General features: G+C 71.5%; 14 protein-coding genes. 7 read left to right on the top strand and 7 right to left on the bottom strand.

Going from position 1 to position 15,008, the window contains the following annotated elements:
* Nucleotides 1–2 precede the first annotated feature (2 nt).
* Nucleotides 3–374: a response regulator transcription factor gene (locus tag ACIQUT_RS31545; RefSeq protein WP_403567916.1), complete on the top strand. Its 372-nt coding sequence runs from the start codon at nucleotides 3–5 to the stop codon at nucleotides 372–374.
* Here the strand turns inward: ACIQUT_RS31545 and ACIQUT_RS31540 are convergent.
* The 4 genes from ACIQUT_RS31540 to ACIQUT_RS31525 all read right to left on the bottom strand — a co-directional run bounded on the left by ACIQUT_RS31540 (nucleotide 340) and on the right by ACIQUT_RS31525 (nucleotide 5,343).
* Nucleotides 340–987, bottom strand: a complete 648-nt coding sequence (locus ACIQUT_RS31540) for an imidazolonepropionase-like domain-containing protein (protein WP_403567914.1) — start codon at nucleotides 985–987, stop codon at nucleotides 340–342. The genes ACIQUT_RS31545 and ACIQUT_RS31540 overlap by 35 nt on opposite strands.
* Before the next feature lie 7 nt (nucleotides 988–994).
* Nucleotides 995–2,194, bottom strand: a complete 1,200-nt coding sequence (mqnC, locus tag ACIQUT_RS31535) for a cyclic dehypoxanthinyl futalosine synthase (protein ID WP_403567912.1) — start codon at nucleotides 2,192–2,194, stop codon at nucleotides 995–997.
* Between the two features lie 74 nt (nucleotides 2,195–2,268).
* The gene (locus tag ACIQUT_RS31530; RefSeq protein WP_403567910.1) at nucleotides 2,269–4,119 is read right to left on the bottom strand and encodes a serine/threonine-protein kinase; all 1,851 of its coding nucleotides are present in this window, start codon (nucleotides 4,117–4,119) and stop codon (nucleotides 2,269–2,271) included.
* 372 nt (nucleotides 4,120–4,491) lie between these two features.
* Entirely contained in the window at nucleotides 4,492–5,343 is an 852-nt protein-coding gene (locus tag ACIQUT_RS31525; protein ID WP_403567908.1) for a menaquinone biosynthetic enzyme MqnA/MqnD family protein, read from the bottom strand.
* A gap of 237 nt (nucleotides 5,344–5,580) precedes the next feature.
* Here ACIQUT_RS31525 and ACIQUT_RS31520 point away from each other — a divergent pair, with 237 nt between their 5' ends.
* Entirely contained in the window at nucleotides 5,581–5,784 is a 204-nt protein-coding gene (locus ACIQUT_RS31520; RefSeq protein ID WP_179177618.1) for a cold-shock protein, read from the top strand.
* 270 nt (nucleotides 5,785–6,054) lie between these two features.
* Here the strand turns inward: ACIQUT_RS31520 and ACIQUT_RS31515 are convergent, their stop codons facing one another.
* Entirely contained in the window at nucleotides 6,055–7,854 is a 1,800-nt protein-coding gene (locus ACIQUT_RS31515; RefSeq protein WP_403567906.1) for a lytic transglycosylase domain-containing protein, read from the bottom strand.
* A gap of 287 nt (nucleotides 7,855–8,141) precedes the next feature.
* On the opposite strand from ACIQUT_RS31515, the gene ACIQUT_RS31510 reads away from it, so the two are divergent.
* A complete protein-coding gene (locus tag ACIQUT_RS31510; protein WP_403567904.1) occupies nucleotides 8,142–8,537 on the top strand; it encodes a hypothetical protein in 396 nt (131 codons plus the stop codon).
* 60 nt (nucleotides 8,538–8,597) lie between these two features.
* Here the strand turns inward: ACIQUT_RS31510 and ACIQUT_RS31505 are convergent, their stop codons facing one another.
* Both ACIQUT_RS31505 and ACIQUT_RS31500 read right to left on the bottom strand, forming a co-directional pair.
* Entirely contained in the window at nucleotides 8,598–9,320 is a 723-nt protein-coding gene (locus ACIQUT_RS31505; protein WP_403567902.1) for an alpha/beta fold hydrolase, read from the bottom strand.
* Nucleotides 9,321–9,382: 62 nt separating this feature from the next.
* Nucleotides 9,383–10,990, bottom strand: coding sequence for an alpha/beta hydrolase (locus ACIQUT_RS31500; RefSeq protein WP_403567900.1), 1,608 nt, complete (start codon nucleotides 10,988–10,990; stop codon nucleotides 9,383–9,385).
* A gap of 274 nt (nucleotides 10,991–11,264) precedes the next feature.
* On the opposite strand from ACIQUT_RS31500, the gene ACIQUT_RS31495 reads away from it, so the two are divergent.
* The 4 genes from ACIQUT_RS31495 to ACIQUT_RS31480 all read left to right on the top strand — a co-directional run bounded on the left by ACIQUT_RS31495 (nucleotide 11,265) and on the right by ACIQUT_RS31480 (nucleotide 14,982).
* Complete coding sequence (locus ACIQUT_RS31495) at nucleotides 11,265–11,699, top strand: hypothetical protein (protein ID WP_403567898.1); 435 nt, start codon at nucleotides 11,265–11,267, stop codon at nucleotides 11,697–11,699.
* Nucleotides 11,700–11,717: 18 nt separating this feature from the next.
* Nucleotides 11,718–13,808, top strand: coding sequence for a hypothetical protein (locus ACIQUT_RS31490; RefSeq protein WP_403567896.1), 2,091 nt, complete (start codon nucleotides 11,718–11,720; stop codon nucleotides 13,806–13,808).
* A 50-nt stretch (nucleotides 13,809–13,858) separates the two neighbouring features.
* The gene (locus ACIQUT_RS31485; RefSeq protein WP_403567894.1) at nucleotides 13,859–14,335 is read left to right on the top strand and encodes a hypothetical protein; all 477 of its coding nucleotides are present in this window, start codon (nucleotides 13,859–13,861) and stop codon (nucleotides 14,333–14,335) included.
* 89 nt (nucleotides 14,336–14,424) lie between these two features.
* A complete protein-coding gene (locus ACIQUT_RS31480; RefSeq protein ID WP_403567892.1) occupies nucleotides 14,425–14,982 on the top strand; it encodes a hypothetical protein in 558 nt (185 codons plus the stop codon).
* Nucleotides 14,983–15,008: the final 26 nt, after the last annotated feature.

Here is a 15,008-nt window from a genome sequence, read left to right as displayed (position 1 = left end):
ACGTGCGCGTCGTCAGCTTCAGCGTCCCTGCCTGGTTCCCGGCCTACCAGCCGGCGCAGCGGAAGGAGGGGCTGCGGCGCGCGGCGCAGCTCACCGAGCAGGAATCCGCCGTGTTCCTGTGCCTGGCCACCGGGGCCTCCAACGCGGAACTCGCCGACGAGCTCCAACTGTCGGTCAGCACGGTCAAGTTCCACGTCCACAACATACGGACCAAGCTGGGCGGCATCAGCCGCCTCCAGGCCTGCCTGCTGGCCGCCCTGGCCCGCGAGGACGGCCGCCTCGGCACCGCCGGCCGCAGCGCGGGCGGCCGCAGGACCGGTGGCCTCGGCGCCGGCGGGCTCAGCGCCGGCGGTGCAGCAGCCGCCCGCCGATGACGGTGGCCACGCAGCTCGTCGCGCCCACCGCAGCCAGCTCCGGCAGGTCCGCCGCCGCGAACACCGCGAACCGGGCCGGGGCACCCGCCTGGAGCACCCCGTGGAATGCCTCCTCGACGCGCTCCCGCCCCGCGAGCGGGTCCAGCGAGCCCGCGCAAACCCCGGAGACCGCCGGCGGCAGCAGCTCCAGCCCCGACCGGGCCACGGCCGTGCGCACCGCCGGGACCGTCAGCCGTCCCGCCACCGCCACCACACCGCGGGCCAGCAGCCGCTGCGTCGCCCGCCGGGCGCTGTTGCCGCGGCGGGCATCGGTCAGCTCCAGCGCGGCGAGCGCCTCCGCCCCGGTCACCGGCTCGGTGCCGAGCTCGGCGGTCTCGTACGGGTCGTCCGGGTAGTACGTACCCTCCAGCAGCTCCTGCGCCCCGTGCACCAGCAGCCCCGGGGTGAGCACGCCGGGCCAGCGGCGGACCCGCGCGTGCGGCCGGGCCGCGGCGAGCTCCTCGTACGGGCCGGTGGCCGCGATCCGGTCGCCCTCGACGAGGACGGCCCCGCCGCGCAGCGGCTCGGTCCCCCGCCCGGCGACGAGGAGCCCGGCGGTGTGCAGCGTCAGCAAGGCCGGATCACTCGGCCGGGATGAGCTTCAGCTCGGGGTGTGCCGTGCCGCCGTCGAGGGCGGTGGAGGAGATGTGCGAGACCACGCGGTCGTCGACCGGGTCGTTCGCCGGGTCGTCGTGCACGACGAGGTGCTCGTACGTCGTCGCGCGCTGCGCCGGGGTGCGGCCCGCCTTGCGGATGAGGTCGATGATCTCCTGGCGGTTGGAGCGGTGCCTGGCACCGGCCGAGGAGACGACGTTCTCCTCCAGCATGACCGAGCCGAGGTCGTCCGCGCCGTAGTGCAGGGAGAGCTGGCCCGCCTCCTTGCCCACGGTCAGCCAGGAGCCCTGGATGTGGGCGACGTTGTCGAGGAAGAGGCGCGCGATCGCGATCATCCGCAGGTACTCGAACACCGTCGCCTGGGTGCGGCCCTTGAGGCGGTTGTTCTCGGGCTGGTACGTGTACGGGATGAACGCGCGGAAGCCGCCCGTGCGGTCCTGCGTGTCGCGGATCATCGCGAGGTGCTCGATGCGCTCGGCGTTGGTCTCGCCCGTGCCCATGAGCATGGTGGAGGTGGACTCCACGCCCAGCCCGTGGGCGATCTCCATGATCTCCAGCCAGCGCTCGCCGGACTCCTTCAGCGGGGCGATCGCCTTGCGCGGCCGCTCCGGGAGCAGTTCGGCGCCGGCGCCCGCGAAGGAGTCCAGGCCGGCGGCGTGGATCCGCTTGATCGCCTCCTCGGCGGAGACCCCGGAGATCCGCGCCATGTGCTCGACCTCGGACGCGCCGAGGGAGTGGATGACCAGCTGCGGGAACGCCTTCTTGATGGCGGAGAAGTGCTCCTCGTAGTACTCCACGCCGTAGTCCGGGTGGTGGCCGCCCTGGAACATGATCTGGGTGCCGCCCAGCTCGACGGTCTCCGCGCAGCGGCGCAGGATGTCGTCGAGGTCGCGGGACCAGCCCTTCTTCGTGTCCTTCGGCGCCGCGTAGAACGCACAGAACTTGCAGGCCGTGACGCACACGTTGGTGTAGTTGATGTTGCGCTCGATGATGTACGTCGCGATGTGCTCGGTGCCGGCGTAGCGGCGGCGGCGCACCGCGTCGGCAGCCTGGCCGAGGGCGTGCAGCGGGGCGTGCCGGTAGAGGTCGAGCGCCTCCTCCTTGGTGATCCGGCCCCCCGCGGCGGCACGGTCGAGGACAGACTGGAAAGCGGCCTGGTCGGTCACCGGTGCGTCACCCTTCGGCGGTGTGTCAAGAGATCCGGACCGATCCAGCCTACGCCAGGGCCCCGTGCCGGAATTCACCGGCTGCGCGTCAGGTCTCCCTCGGGGTTTCCGGCCGCGGAGTCCCCCGACCGGTAGTGGAGCGTGCCGTTCGCGTTGAGGGTGAAGCGCTCGTCGGAGGAGCCGTTGGAGCAGACTCCGGGGGCCGGGTTGGGGCCGCCGGCGGTGTCCAGGACCAGGGACCGGTCGGTGGCCGAGGCGAGCTTCCAGTCACCGGAGCAGTCGGTGCCGAGGAGGGGCAGGATCGACTTGTCGCGGCCGACGACCTCGCCGACCCTGCCGGCCTTGATCGTGATCTCGAACTCGCTCGGAACCCCCAGCCGGGCCGTGGTCACGGTCCCCTTCCAGGTGCCGACCAGCTCCGGGGGGACGTCTTTCCGGGTGCCCTTGGGCGGGGCGGTGCCGTCCGCGGGCGTCGGGGCCGGGCTCGCGTCGGCCTGGCCGGAGGGCTTGGACGCGGCGGACGGCGGTTCGGCGGCGTGGTCCCGCCCGCCCCCCGTCCCCGGCAGCAAGCCCAGCTGGAACAGCCCGCCGGACAGCGCGGCCGCCACCGCGGCGGCCGCGACCACCACCGTGCAGCTGAACCGGCGCCCGGCCGCGGTGACGGTGAGCTTGCGGCCGGGGGCGGTGGCCTCGCCGGGCGCGGCGGACTCGCCGCCCCTGGCGGCGCGCGGCTGCGGAACGCCGCCGGGGCCGCCAGGGCTGCCGGTGCCGCTGCCGGTGCCGCTGCCGCCACTGCTGCCGGCGGTCTCCGTCGGGGCGCCGTACGGTCCCGCCGGGGCGGCGGCCCCGGGCCCGGCCGGACCCCCGTAGGAGCCGCCGTAGGAGCCGCCGTACGAGCCGCCGTAGGAGGGGTCCGGCGCACCGAAGACACCGGCGACGCCGACGCCGGCGCCCGCGCCGCCGCCGGCCGCCACCTGGCCCCCGTACGAGGGGGTGGCAAACGGGACGGGCCCGGAGGCGTCCTCCGGCTCCGCCTCCCCGGCCTCCAGGTCGAGCAGCGCCACCGCGGCGCGGCTGGCCTCCTCCATCAGCGGCGCGGGGAGCCGGCCGGGGTCGCGCAGGGCTCCGTCGAAGGCGTCGGCGACGGCCTGGGGGGCCGGCCGGGCCTCGGGCGCCTTGGCGAGGCAGGCCGCGACCACGTCGCGCAGCTCGCCGGGCGGGAGGGCGTCCAGGTCCGGCGGCTCGTGGACCACCTTGTAGAGGAGGGTCGCCGAGTTGTCGCCGCTGAACGGGGGCCGCCCGGTCGCGGCGAAGGCCAGCACCGCGCCGAGGGAGAACACGTCGGCGGCGCCGGTGACGCCCTTGCCGAGGATCTGCTCGGGCGACATGTAGCCGGGCGAGCCGACGGAGACGCCGGTGGAGGTGAGGGAGGCGGTGCCGTCCGTGGCGCGGGCGATCCCGAAGTCGATCAGGCGGGGCCCGTCGAGGGTCAGCATCACGTTCGACGGCTTCACGTCGCGGTGGACGAGGCCCAGGCCGTGCACCGCCGCCAGGGCGCGGGCCAGCCCCTCCCCGACCGCCCGCACGGCGGCCGGCGGCAGCGGCCCGTGCGCGGCCACGGCGCCGCCCAGCGAGGGGCCCGCCACGTACCCGGTGGCCACCCACGGCACCGGCGCCTCGGGGTCGGCGTCCAAGACGGGCGCGGTCCACTCGCCGCCGACCCGCCGGGCGGCCTCCACCTCGCGGCGGAACCGGGCGCGGAACTCGGCGTCGGCGGCGAAATGCGGGTGCACGATCTTGACGGCGACCGTCCGGCCGCCCGCGCTGCGGCCCAGGTAGACCCGGCCCATGCCACCCGCACCGAGCCGGCCCAGCAGCCGGTACGCACCGATGCTGCGCGGCTCACCGGCCTCCAGCGGCTGCATCCCGTCCCCTCCCCCGTGGTCTCGGCGGCGTGATCCACCTCGTGATCCTGATCCACCTTAGGGCTGCCGGGGGGAAGCCGGAGCCGATCCGCGCGCTCGAACCTCGCGGGCACCTGTTCCGGGGCCTGCCGGCCCGGGCCGGTGAAGGGAGCGGCGCCCGGAGCCGGGGCGACGGGAAATTCGGGGCACCACCCGAGCCAATTCACGGCAACGACGCGGCAACGACGGGACGGCGCCGCGACGACAATCGGAAAAGATCAGGAATTCCCCGGGGGATGCCGACCGGAACCCGGACCGCCGCCCGGTAATCCGATCACGGAACCGATCCGGAAACGGAACGCGAGCACGCACCCGAACCCGCCGGGGGAACCTTCAGGACACCTTCAGCAGCTCCACCGCGACATCAGCCGGATAGCCGGTCGAGTGACCCGTCCGACGGGCGAATTCCCTTACGCCGGCGAGCTGTTCCGGCCCGAAGCGGAAGTCGAGGGTGGTGAAGTACCGCTGCAGCAGTTCGGCGTCGAAGGCCTCCCAGCGGGCCGCCTGCTCGGCGACCTTGGCGACCTCCTCCAGGGAGATGTCCCGGGATTCGAGGAAGGCCTCGTGCACCTGCCGGACGACGGCCGGCTCACGGTCCAGGTAGTCCTTCCGCGCCGCCCACACGGCGAACACGAACGGCAGCCCGGTCCATTCCTTCCACATCAGCCCCAGGTCGTGGACGTCCAGGCCGAGCCGGGGCGCGTCGTGCAGCGAGGCGCGCAGCGCGGCGTCGCCGATCAGCACGGCCGCGTCGGCCTCCTGCATCATCAGCCCCAGGTCAGGCGGGCAGGTGAAGTAGTCGGGGCGGACCCCGTACTGCTCGGCGAGCAGCAGCTGGGCCAGGCGTACGGAGGTGCGGGACGTCGAGCCGAGGGCGACGCGGGCGCCGTCCAGCCGGTCCAGCGGCACCTGGGAGACGATCACGCAGGACATCACCGGGCCGTCGCAGCCGACCGCGAGATCGGGGAAGGCGACGAGCCGATCGGCATTGCGGAGGAACTCGACAAGGGTGATCGGGGCGATGTCGAGACGGCCCTGCACGAGGTGCTCACTGAGCTTCTCGGGGGTGTCCTTGGTCAGCTCCAGGTCCAGCAGGGTGCCGGTCCTGGCCAGCCCCCAGTAGAGGGGAAGGCAGTTCAGGAACTGAATGTGGCCGACCCGGGGCCGGCTGCGATAGACGTCCACATCGCGAGACTAGCTGGCGGCCCCGCGTCAGCCTTCGAGCGGGTCTCAAACGTCCGGGTGACGTGATCTTTCCCTCTGGTCTCGGCCGCGGGGTGCGTGCTAGGCTCGAAGCAAGTTGCAGTTTGGTTTCCCTTGCAGTACGAAGCCTGCGGAGAATGTGACCCGCGGGCTTTAGTAGTTTTCAGACTTCTTAGCAGGTTCTGGAGCAGGGCGACCCTTTGGCCCATAGGAGGGCTCATGGCTACCGGAACCGTCAAGTGGTTCAACGCTGAAAAGGGCTTCGGCTTCATCGCCCAGGACGGCGGCGGCCCGGATGTCTTCGTCCACTACTCCGCGATCAACGCCTCTGGCTTCCGCTCCCTCGAGGAGAACCAGACCGTGAACTTCGACGTCACGCAGGGCCCGAAGGGCCCGCAGGCGGAGAACGTCACCGTAGGCTAATCGCCACGGCCAACCACACTCGGTTGGATCGCAGTACCTGAGAGCAGCACCCAAGGAGCCCTGCCTCCCCGTTCGCCTCGCGAACGGAGGACGGCGGGGCTCCTGCCTTTTGCCCGGGGGCGGGGAAGGGCGGAGGGGATGCCCAGGGGATGCCCAGGGGATGGGATGCGCAGGGGGCGTATGCGAGCGGACGCGCGAAACGGCCGGCCGCCACCGGATCACGGTGGCGGCCGGCCGTCGTCTCGGGGCAGACCGGGCCGGGCCGGGCCGTTACGGCTTGACGGCGGCGGACTGCGTCGGCGACGGGGAGGTCGACGGGGTCTGCGGGGCCGGGGTCTGCGGGGCCGGGGCCTCCGCCTTGGCGGTGACCTTCACCTCCAGGATCAGGACGACCTTCTCCTTGGTGATCAGCCGCAGGTGGTACGTGCCCGGGGCGACGTCCGCGGTCAGCAGCTCCGGCAGGGCGATCAGGCCGTCGGTGCCGGACGGGGCCAGCTCCAGGCCGAACAGCTTCTCGCCGTCCTTGGCCCCCTTGAAGTACGGGCCCTTCGCCTTCGCCGGGTCCACCGGAACCCACGCGTCGGTCGCCTTGTCCTTCTCCACCAGCCCGGCGGTCGCCTGCGTACCGGCCACCGCCTTGCCCTCGGCGGTCGCCTTCACCTTGACGCCCTTGACGGCGGTCCCGGTGACGACCTCCAGCGGCTTGCCCGCACCCGCGTCGGCGCGGGTCAGCAGGTCGGCGACGGCCGGGGCGGGCTTCGCCGCGACGACACCGCCGAAGTTCACCGTGAACTGGGTGGCGGTGCCGTAGCCGGAGGCCCGCAGCGTGAAGGTGCCCGGCTTCTCGCCGGCCACGAGGCCCGGCGCGGCGGCGATGCCCTCGGCGTCGGTCTGCACCACCCGGTGGGACCGGCCCTGGACACCGAAGTAGGTGCCCGTCGTGTCGTCCTCGACCGCGAACAGGATGGACTGCCCCTTGGCCGGCTTGCCGTCGCTGAGCACGGCCTTGACCCGCGGCACCGCCGTGAACGCGGCCCCTGCCTCCGCCTTGAGTTCGGTACTGCCGACCGCCTCCACCTTGGCCAGGTGCGGCGCGGGCTTCTCCGGCTCGGCCGGCTTGGAGGGGTTGGTGGGGGTGGTGGGGTTCGTCGGCTTGCCGGGGTTCGTCGACGGCTTCGAGGGCGAGCCCGTGGACGTCCCCCCGCCGGTCGACGGCTGCGTCTGCGTGGGCGTGGTGGGGGTGGTGGGGCGCGGCGTCGGCAGCACCGGGTTGGTGGGCGTCGGGTACGTCCCGGACGGCGGGTTGGGCACCTCGCTCGTACCGCTCTGGTACTGCTTCATGTACCCGAGCACGGTGTTCACGTACTCGCGGGAGTTGTTGTAGCTGAGGATCGCCTTGTCCAGCTGCGCCTGGTCCGAGAGGTTGCGGTCGCCCGCGCACAGGTACAGGCCGGCGCCGAGGGCGGCGTCGTAGATGTTGTTCGGGTCGCGCTTGGAGTCGCCGCTGCCGTCGGCACCCCAGGTGGCCCAGGTGGAGGGGATGAACTGCATCGGGCCGACGGCCCGGTCGTAGGCCGCGTCCCCGTCGAACTCGCCCTTGTCGGTGTCCTTGATCTCCGCGAAGCCCTGGCCGTTCAGCTGCGGGCCGCGGATCGGCTTCTCGGTGTACCCGTCGGCCTTGAGGCCGTAGCCGGAAGCGTGGACGGACTCGACCCGGCCGATGCCCGCGAGGAGCTGCCAGGGCAGCTTGCACTTCGGGAGCGCGGCGGCGACCGCGGTCTCCGCGCGCTTGTAGGCGTCGAGGGCGGTCGCGGGGATACCGCTGGCGCTCTCGCCCGCGCCGGCGCCGGCGGTCGGCGGCACCGCCGGGTCGGCGAGGTCGCCGGGCAGATCCAGGCGGGCGTCGCCGCGGTCGGTGGCCTGGGGGCTGTCCGGGGTGGGCTCGGACTCGCCCGCGTCGGCGGTGGGCGGGTTGGTCACCACGGCGGCGGTCGTCAGGCTGGCCGCGAGCGCGGCCGTACACAGGACCTTTCGCGAGGTGTTGACGAGGTGGCGGTGAAGCGGCTTCACAGTGCGGCGATCCCCCCAAGGCGGCCGGCAAGAAGTACGGCGGGTCGAGCCGTGAATATTCACTGTCTATCAGGTATTCGAAGGCGACTCACCGGCGCCCCGAGAGATGTGACACACCATTCGTCTCGACTTCAACCGGCACAGCGACAGAACACCCAGACTACGGCCGCCCGTTTCGACTTACACACCAATAGATGCATATTTGACCGATCTTGGCGCTTCCATGGCGAATTAAGGAGCAGAAACGAGCCGCAGCCGCCCCGGCCGTTCGACTAGATTCGGCGCACATGACAGCAGAGGCGCACGAGACGACCTTCCGCGAACGCGCGGACCGCAAGCGCACCCTGGGGGTGTTCCTGCTCATCGCCGCAGGCGCCGTCTGGCTCTGGCTCGGCTACCAGCTGCTCGCCCCCTTCACCGTCAACTACGGCTCCAGGAGCAGCATCGACTGCGCCTCCCCCGTCTTCTACGACGAGGGCGACGGCAAGCGGCGCTCGTACGCGGCCACCGAGGGCGAACGCTGCGCCACCGAACGGGACCCGGCCGACCTGCTCGCCCTCCTCACCCTCTCCATCCCGCTGGCCGCAGCCGGCACCTTCCAGTACACGACGGGCACGGTGGCCTTGACCCTGCGCCGACACGAGGACGAACTGGAACACCTCCGAGCGGAGCGAACCCCCTGACGGCGGACGCTCCTCCGACCCCGGGTACGGGGATCCCCCTCACCGCACCCCCGCCCCGCCTTACCCCTCCCCGCTCCCCTGCTCCCCCATCCCCACCCCCGCCAGCAACCCCGCCAGTTCCACCGGTCGGGAGAACATCGGCCAGTGGCCCGTGTTCAGGGTCAGCAGGGTCCAGCTGTCGTTCTTGAGGAGCTCGGCCGCCGCCGGCGGGGGTTCCGGTCCGTCCAGCAGGCATTTCACGTACACCGCCGGGAGCTCGCCCAGCGAGCGGGCGAGTGCCGCCGGTTCCGTCAGGGTGGCGCCCGGGTGCGGGGTGGCACCTGCCACGATGCGGGCGATCTGCTCCTCGTCCAGGCCTTGGCCCGCGTATTCGGCCGCCATCAGCGGCGGCCAGAAGCCGTCGTTCGCCTCGATGGCCGCCGCCACTTCGACCCCGCCCGGCCAGCCGGAGACGAACGGCTCCCCGTCCACCGGGACGTTCGCGTCGACGAAGACGACCCGGGCGAGCCGGTCGCCGATCAGCTCGGCCGCCTGGCCCACCGGGATGCCGGAGTAGCTGTGGCCGACCAGGACGACGTCGTGCAGGTCCAGGCGCTCGACCGCGTCGACGATGTCGTGCACGTGCGTCTGCTGACCGGCCCATGACCCGGAACCGCGCCGTTCGGCGAGCCCGGACAGCGTGAGCGGGTGGACGTCGTGGCCCGCCGCGCGCAGCTCCGCCGCCACCGCGTCCCAGGCCCATGCCCCGAGCCACGCGCCGGGTACGAGTACGAAGTTCCCCATGAGTGGCACCGTATACGAATAAATGTTCGATTGCATGGTCGAACAGTCGGCCCCACCTGCGGTCATTCGTCGGCGGGGCAGGACCGTGTCCCGGACGGCAGGCGGCCGTCGACGAGGAAGTCGCCGACGTAGCCGCGCACGCAGCGCGAGGAGGTGTAGCCGGTGTGTCCGTCGCCCTTGTAGTCGAGGACGACGGCGGAGCCGAGGCGTTCGGCGGTCTCCTCGGTCCACCGGTACGGGGTGGCCGGGTCGCCGCGGGTGCCGACGAGGAGCATGCGCGGGGCACCGGGCGGCCGGTCGATCCTGCGGATGAAGTCGGTGCCGGCGGGGCGTCCGTAGCAGGCCAGGACGGTGAGCAGCTGCCGCGGCCCGAAGATCTCCGAGGCCTGGCGGAACTCCTCCCGCAGGCCTTCGATCCGCTTCAGCACGGCAGCCGGGCTCGCCTTGTCGGCGCTGCGGTCGGGGTCGTCGGCGCAGTTCACGGCGGTCATCGCGGCGGCGGCGTTGTCGGAGGGGACGAGGCCGGGCGACTGTGCGGAACCGCTCGGGGGCGGGTCGGCGGGGGCGCCGAGGCGGAGCAGCCCGCGCGGGTCGCGGCCCCGTTCGGCCAGGGCGAGCGCTTGGGCGAGGGTCGGCCACAGTTCGCGGGAGTAGAGGGCGATGGAGATGGCGGTGGCGGCGTCCTGTCCGGTGAAGAAGGCGCCGTCCTCGTCGACGAGGGGGGCTGTGTCGAGCCGGGCGACGAGGGCCGCCACGTCTTCCTTGGCGGTGCGGGTGTTCGTCCCGTACACGCAGCCGGGCTGGCGGGCGCACCAGGACAGGAAGTTGTCCAGGGCCTGCTGCTGGCCCTGCGCGGAGGCGAGGGCCTGCTCGACGAGGGGTTCGGTGAGGTTGTCGACACCGTCGAGGGCCATCCGGCCGACGCGGCGGGGGAATTGGGCGGCGTACACGGCGCCGAGGCGGGTCCCGTAGGAGAAGCCGAGGTAGTTGAGCTCGTCCTCGCCGAGGGCCTGCCGGATGAGGTCCATGTCGCGGGCGACGTGCACGGTGCCGATGTACGGCAGCACCGGCCCGGAGGCGCGTGCGCAGCGGGCGGCGACGGCCCGGAGGGCGGCGAGCGCCGCCGCGGGGTCGGCGGAGTCGACGGGGTCGGGTTCGAGGGAGCCGCCGCAGCTGACGGGTTCGCTGTGGCCGACTCCGCGGGGGTCGAAGGTGACGAGGTCGTAGCGCTCGCCGAGCTCGGCGAGGGCCTTGGCGTGGGTGGCGAGGGCGTCGATGCCGGCCCCGCCGGGACCGCCGAAGTTCAGCAGCAGCGAGCCGCGGCGCCCGGCGCGGGGGCCGTTGGCCGGCATCTCGGCGAGGGCGATGCGGACGGTGCCCTTGGCGGGGGCGGAGTGGTCGAGCGGCACGGTGAGGGTGCCGCACCGCATGCCGGCGGGCACGGGCCGCTCGGGACAGGCACCCCACCGTATGCGGGGCCGGGCGGGAGACGGGGAATCGGAAGGGACGACGGACGGAACGGCGGACGCGCGGACGCGCACAGCAGCCGATCCGGGTGTCGCCGCAGGGCCGGCGCCCGGGACTGCGGCGACGGCGGTGGTCACCAGCAGGCAGCCGACGCCGACCGCGGCCCCGGTACGGGAACGCGAGCGGGAGCGGGAACGGTGCACTGCACCCTCCTCCGGGCGGCCCCCCGATCCGTCAGCCCACGATAAGCGCCCGGGCCCGCCCCCGCCGCCCGAGAACCCGGCAGCCTCCCGCAGCCCACCCCCGACCTGCACGAACCGGCCAAACGGGCGACCCCGGCGTCAGCTTCCGGACACACGGGCGGCCGCAGGCCAAGGAAGACGGGCAGCGGCTCCGGCCCTGCTAGCGTCGAAGAATCGTTTCAAACAACCACGAACAAACGACAAGCGACGAAACAAGCACCGCGGGGGAGCCACCATGGGGTTCGAGCAGGACGGGGGTCAGGCGCGGTTCGCCGCCGCAGACCAGGCGGCAATGCGGCTGAACTCGGGGCAGCCACCCGGCCCGCTGTTCCCCGGCACCGGAGACTTCGCGTCGACGCCGGCGGAGAAGAAGGCCGCGGCGAACACCATCGAGACCGACCTGGAGCCGAACACCAAGAAGGCCGGGGACCACGCTGACGAGGCTTCGAACAACACGGTCAAGGCCTTCGACGGCTGGAGCACGGCAGCCGGCCTGAAGAAGGCGCTGGAAACCTGGGACCGGCAGGTGATCGGGTTGATGGGCCGGCTGGCCTCGGAGAAGACCGCGCTGCGCGGGGCGTCGAACATGTTCCTGCGCAGGGACATCTCGACCGGTGAGGGCTTCAACCTCGTGAAGCCGTCATCGGACTCGAAACTGAACGGGCTCTAGGCGGCGGGGGCAGGAACCATGTTGACGTACCACGAGGTCATGACGACCGACTTCGGACAGCTGGCCACGGCCGCAGCCAAATGGGATGCGATGGCAGGCGAGTTCAAGAAGGTCGAGGAACGCTACGGGGACAGCGTCCAGAAGATCACCATGGGGGGTCAGGCCTGGAACGGTGTGAGCGCCGGCGCTGCCCACACCAACTTCGCGGGCACCCGCTACGAGTACTCGGCCGCGCAGACACAGGCGAAGGCGATCGCCAGCCTGCTGCGTGACGCACACGAGCAGTTCACCGACCTGAAGAAGAAGGTCGAGTCCGCCCGCGACGACGCGGTGAAGGCGGGCATGAAGGTGTCCGAAGAGGGCCGGTGCAGCTTCGACTACTCCAAGGTGGACGCGGCCACTGCGAACGCCGCCCGGCACGACCCGGACCTGAAGAACGCCGAGAACTCCTGGACGCAGCACATAGCCGGCGCCGTCAAGGCCCTCGACGACGCGGACCAGGGTGTGAAGATCGCGCTGGAGGCGGCCTGCGCGGACGGCTACGGCGACAAGAACGACACCACCTTCGGCACCGGCTTCAACGGCAAGGCGCAGGGCGACGTCGAGGTGTACGAGGCGCGGAACGCCGAGAGCATCGCCACCCGCCTGGCGGGGGGCGAGAAGATCCCGCCGGCCGAGATGGCGGAGCTCCAGCGGTCCTTCCGCGACAACTCGGGCAAGCCCGAGTTCAGCCAGGTGTTCATCAACGGGCTGGGTGCGAAGGGCACGATCGAGCTGACGAACCGGCTCAGCGACGAGATCCACGTCAAGAACCCCGCGAACAAGGGGGACTACACGGATCTGCAGAAGGGCCTGGGGGCCACACTCGCCTCGGCGACGAAGGACCCGAACTCGGAGACGTACAAGAAGTTCCGGGCCGACATGCAGAAGGAGGGCCTGGAACGCCGGAACACCTCCTTCACGGATCTGCGACTGGAGAAGGCGTACGGCTACCAGTCGCTGGTCACGCTGATGAGCCAGGGCGGCGGGGACTACTCGAAGCAGTTCCTGCACGACATGGGCGACGACATCATGAAGGCCGAGAAGGACCGCAAGGACATCTGGGTCATGAAGGGCGGCGAGTACGACGGGGAGCGGACCGGCTGGTTCGCCAACGACCCGATGGACGGGCTGCTCGGCGTGATGAGCCACAACCCGGAGGCGTCGGCGTCCTACCTCAAGGACGAGGACCGGATGAAGCACCTCATGGGCCGCAACTGGGAGGTGGTGCTGGAGGCCAACGAGCACGGCAACTCCGTGCACTACTCCGCCGCACTCGACAAGGACGACCGGGCGGGCTTCGGCGCCGCGCTGCTGGCCGGTGCCACCGGCATCGACCCGTCCTCGGACAACCCGAAGTTCGTCGAGCACTCCGCCGACAACAAGGCCGTCTTCAAGAACGCGATCAGCGAGTTCGCGGAGGCCGGCGACGACCTTCCCGAGTCGCTGCGCGAGCCGATGTCGAACATCCTGGTGAACCACGCCGACACCGTGCACGAGGTCACCAGCAGCGTCGACATGCGCTCCCTGCCGGTGGAGCAGAACGACATGTACGAGGTCATCAAGCAGGTCTCCAAGGACCAGGAGGCCTACGGCACACTGAACTACGGCATCAACCAGGCCATGGTCCACGAGATCCACGAGCCGAACCAGAAGCACCCGGAGGAGTCCCTGGTACGGGCCGGCCGCACCGTCGGCTTCCTGGAGGAGGCCCGCACCGCGGCCGTCGGACCGGCCGAGAAGGCCGCCTGGGACGACAAGTGGATGTTCGACACGGCGATCGGCTACCTGCCCGCCTATGACGCGGAAGTCCAGGCCGGCTTCGACTACGTGGTCGACAAGTGGCTGGCCGACGAGCAGAAGCACATCGACAAGGAGTTCGAGGACAAGACCTACGGCGCGTTTGAGAAGCGCAACGGTCAGCTGATGGGGCTGACCGACGAGTGGCTGAAGCAGCACGACACCGGTGCCAGCCGCCTCAAATACCAGGAGACAATGGAAGAGGCCGCCGGGTCCGGCGCGGCCCGCGCCAAGGCCGTCGCCCCTCCGGAGAGCGGGGCTGCCGAATGAGGCGGGCCCTGACTGGAGCCACCGCGGGTGCCGTCCTCCTCCTGTCCGTGGTGGCCTGCGACACCGCCGACGAGGCCATCCCGGAGACGATCTGCGGCACACCCATCTCCCCGGACCTGTCCGGTCCCCTGCTGCACCCGCACGGAAAAATCGTCGAGGGCAACCGGGTGGACCCGTCGAAAGCCTGGTTGATGCCCTGTGTGGTACTTGTGGACGGTAAACGTGCACTCACCTTCCGGTTCGGCTTTCACGACGGCGCGCCGGAGGACCTGCTGGCCCGCTCCCGCGAGAGCACGGTCCTCGGGCTGACGGAACCGGCCCGGGTGAACCTCGGCTTCGAAGATTCCGTGCTCGGCAACGAAGGCGCCGCAGCCACGGCTCCGTGCAAAACGGCGGGCGGTGACCATTTCACCCTCAAGATGAAGGTGGACCGAGCCAAGGCACTGAAGCCGGACCTGCGGCCCGCCATCGAGGCGTTCATGCGCGCCTACATGGCGGAGACCCTGAAGACGTTGAACTGCGGCTGAGGCATGCAGGCCCCGGGAGCGCCGAAGAGACGCTCTGAACGACCATGAACGATGACAAACGACGACAAGCATCGGCGGGGGGAACCACCATGGCGTTCGCCAAGGCCGTGACCGCACCGAGGCGGGCCCTGACTGCGGCCACTGCGGGTGTCGCCCTCGGGCTGTCCCTGGTGGCCTGCGACACCGCCGACGAGGCCATCCCGGGGACGATCTGCGGCACACCCGTCTCCCCGGACCTGTCCGGTCCCCTGCTGCGCCCGCGTGGGAAGATCACCGAGGGCAGCAGGGTGGACCGGCAGGTGGCACAGACGGCACCCTGTGTGCTGGCCGTGAACGATGAACGCGCGCTCAATTTCCGGTTCGCGTTTCACGACGGCCCACCGGGGGACCTGATGGCTTACTCCCGCGAGAGCACGGTCATCGGACTGACGGAACCCGCCCGAGTGAACCTCGGCTTCGAGGACTCCGTGCTCGGCAACGAAGGCGCCACAGCCACCGCCCCCTGCAAGACAGCAGGCGGCGACCACTTCACCCTCACGGTGCAGGTGGAGCGTGCCAACAAACTGAAGCAGGACCTGCGGCCCGCCGTCGAGGCGTTCATGCGCACCTACATGGCGGAGACCCTGAAGACCTTGAATTGCGGCTGACGTATACGGGGGGCCTCACGCCTCCC

The sequence above is a fragment of the Streptomyces sp. NPDC090445 genome, assembly GCF_044769385.1.
Classification (GTDB): Bacteria; Actinomycetota; Actinomycetes; order Streptomycetales; family Streptomycetaceae; genus Streptomyces.
The sequence above is the reverse complement of the archived record's forward strand: the minus strand, read 5'-3'. Positions and strand labels throughout refer to the sequence as shown.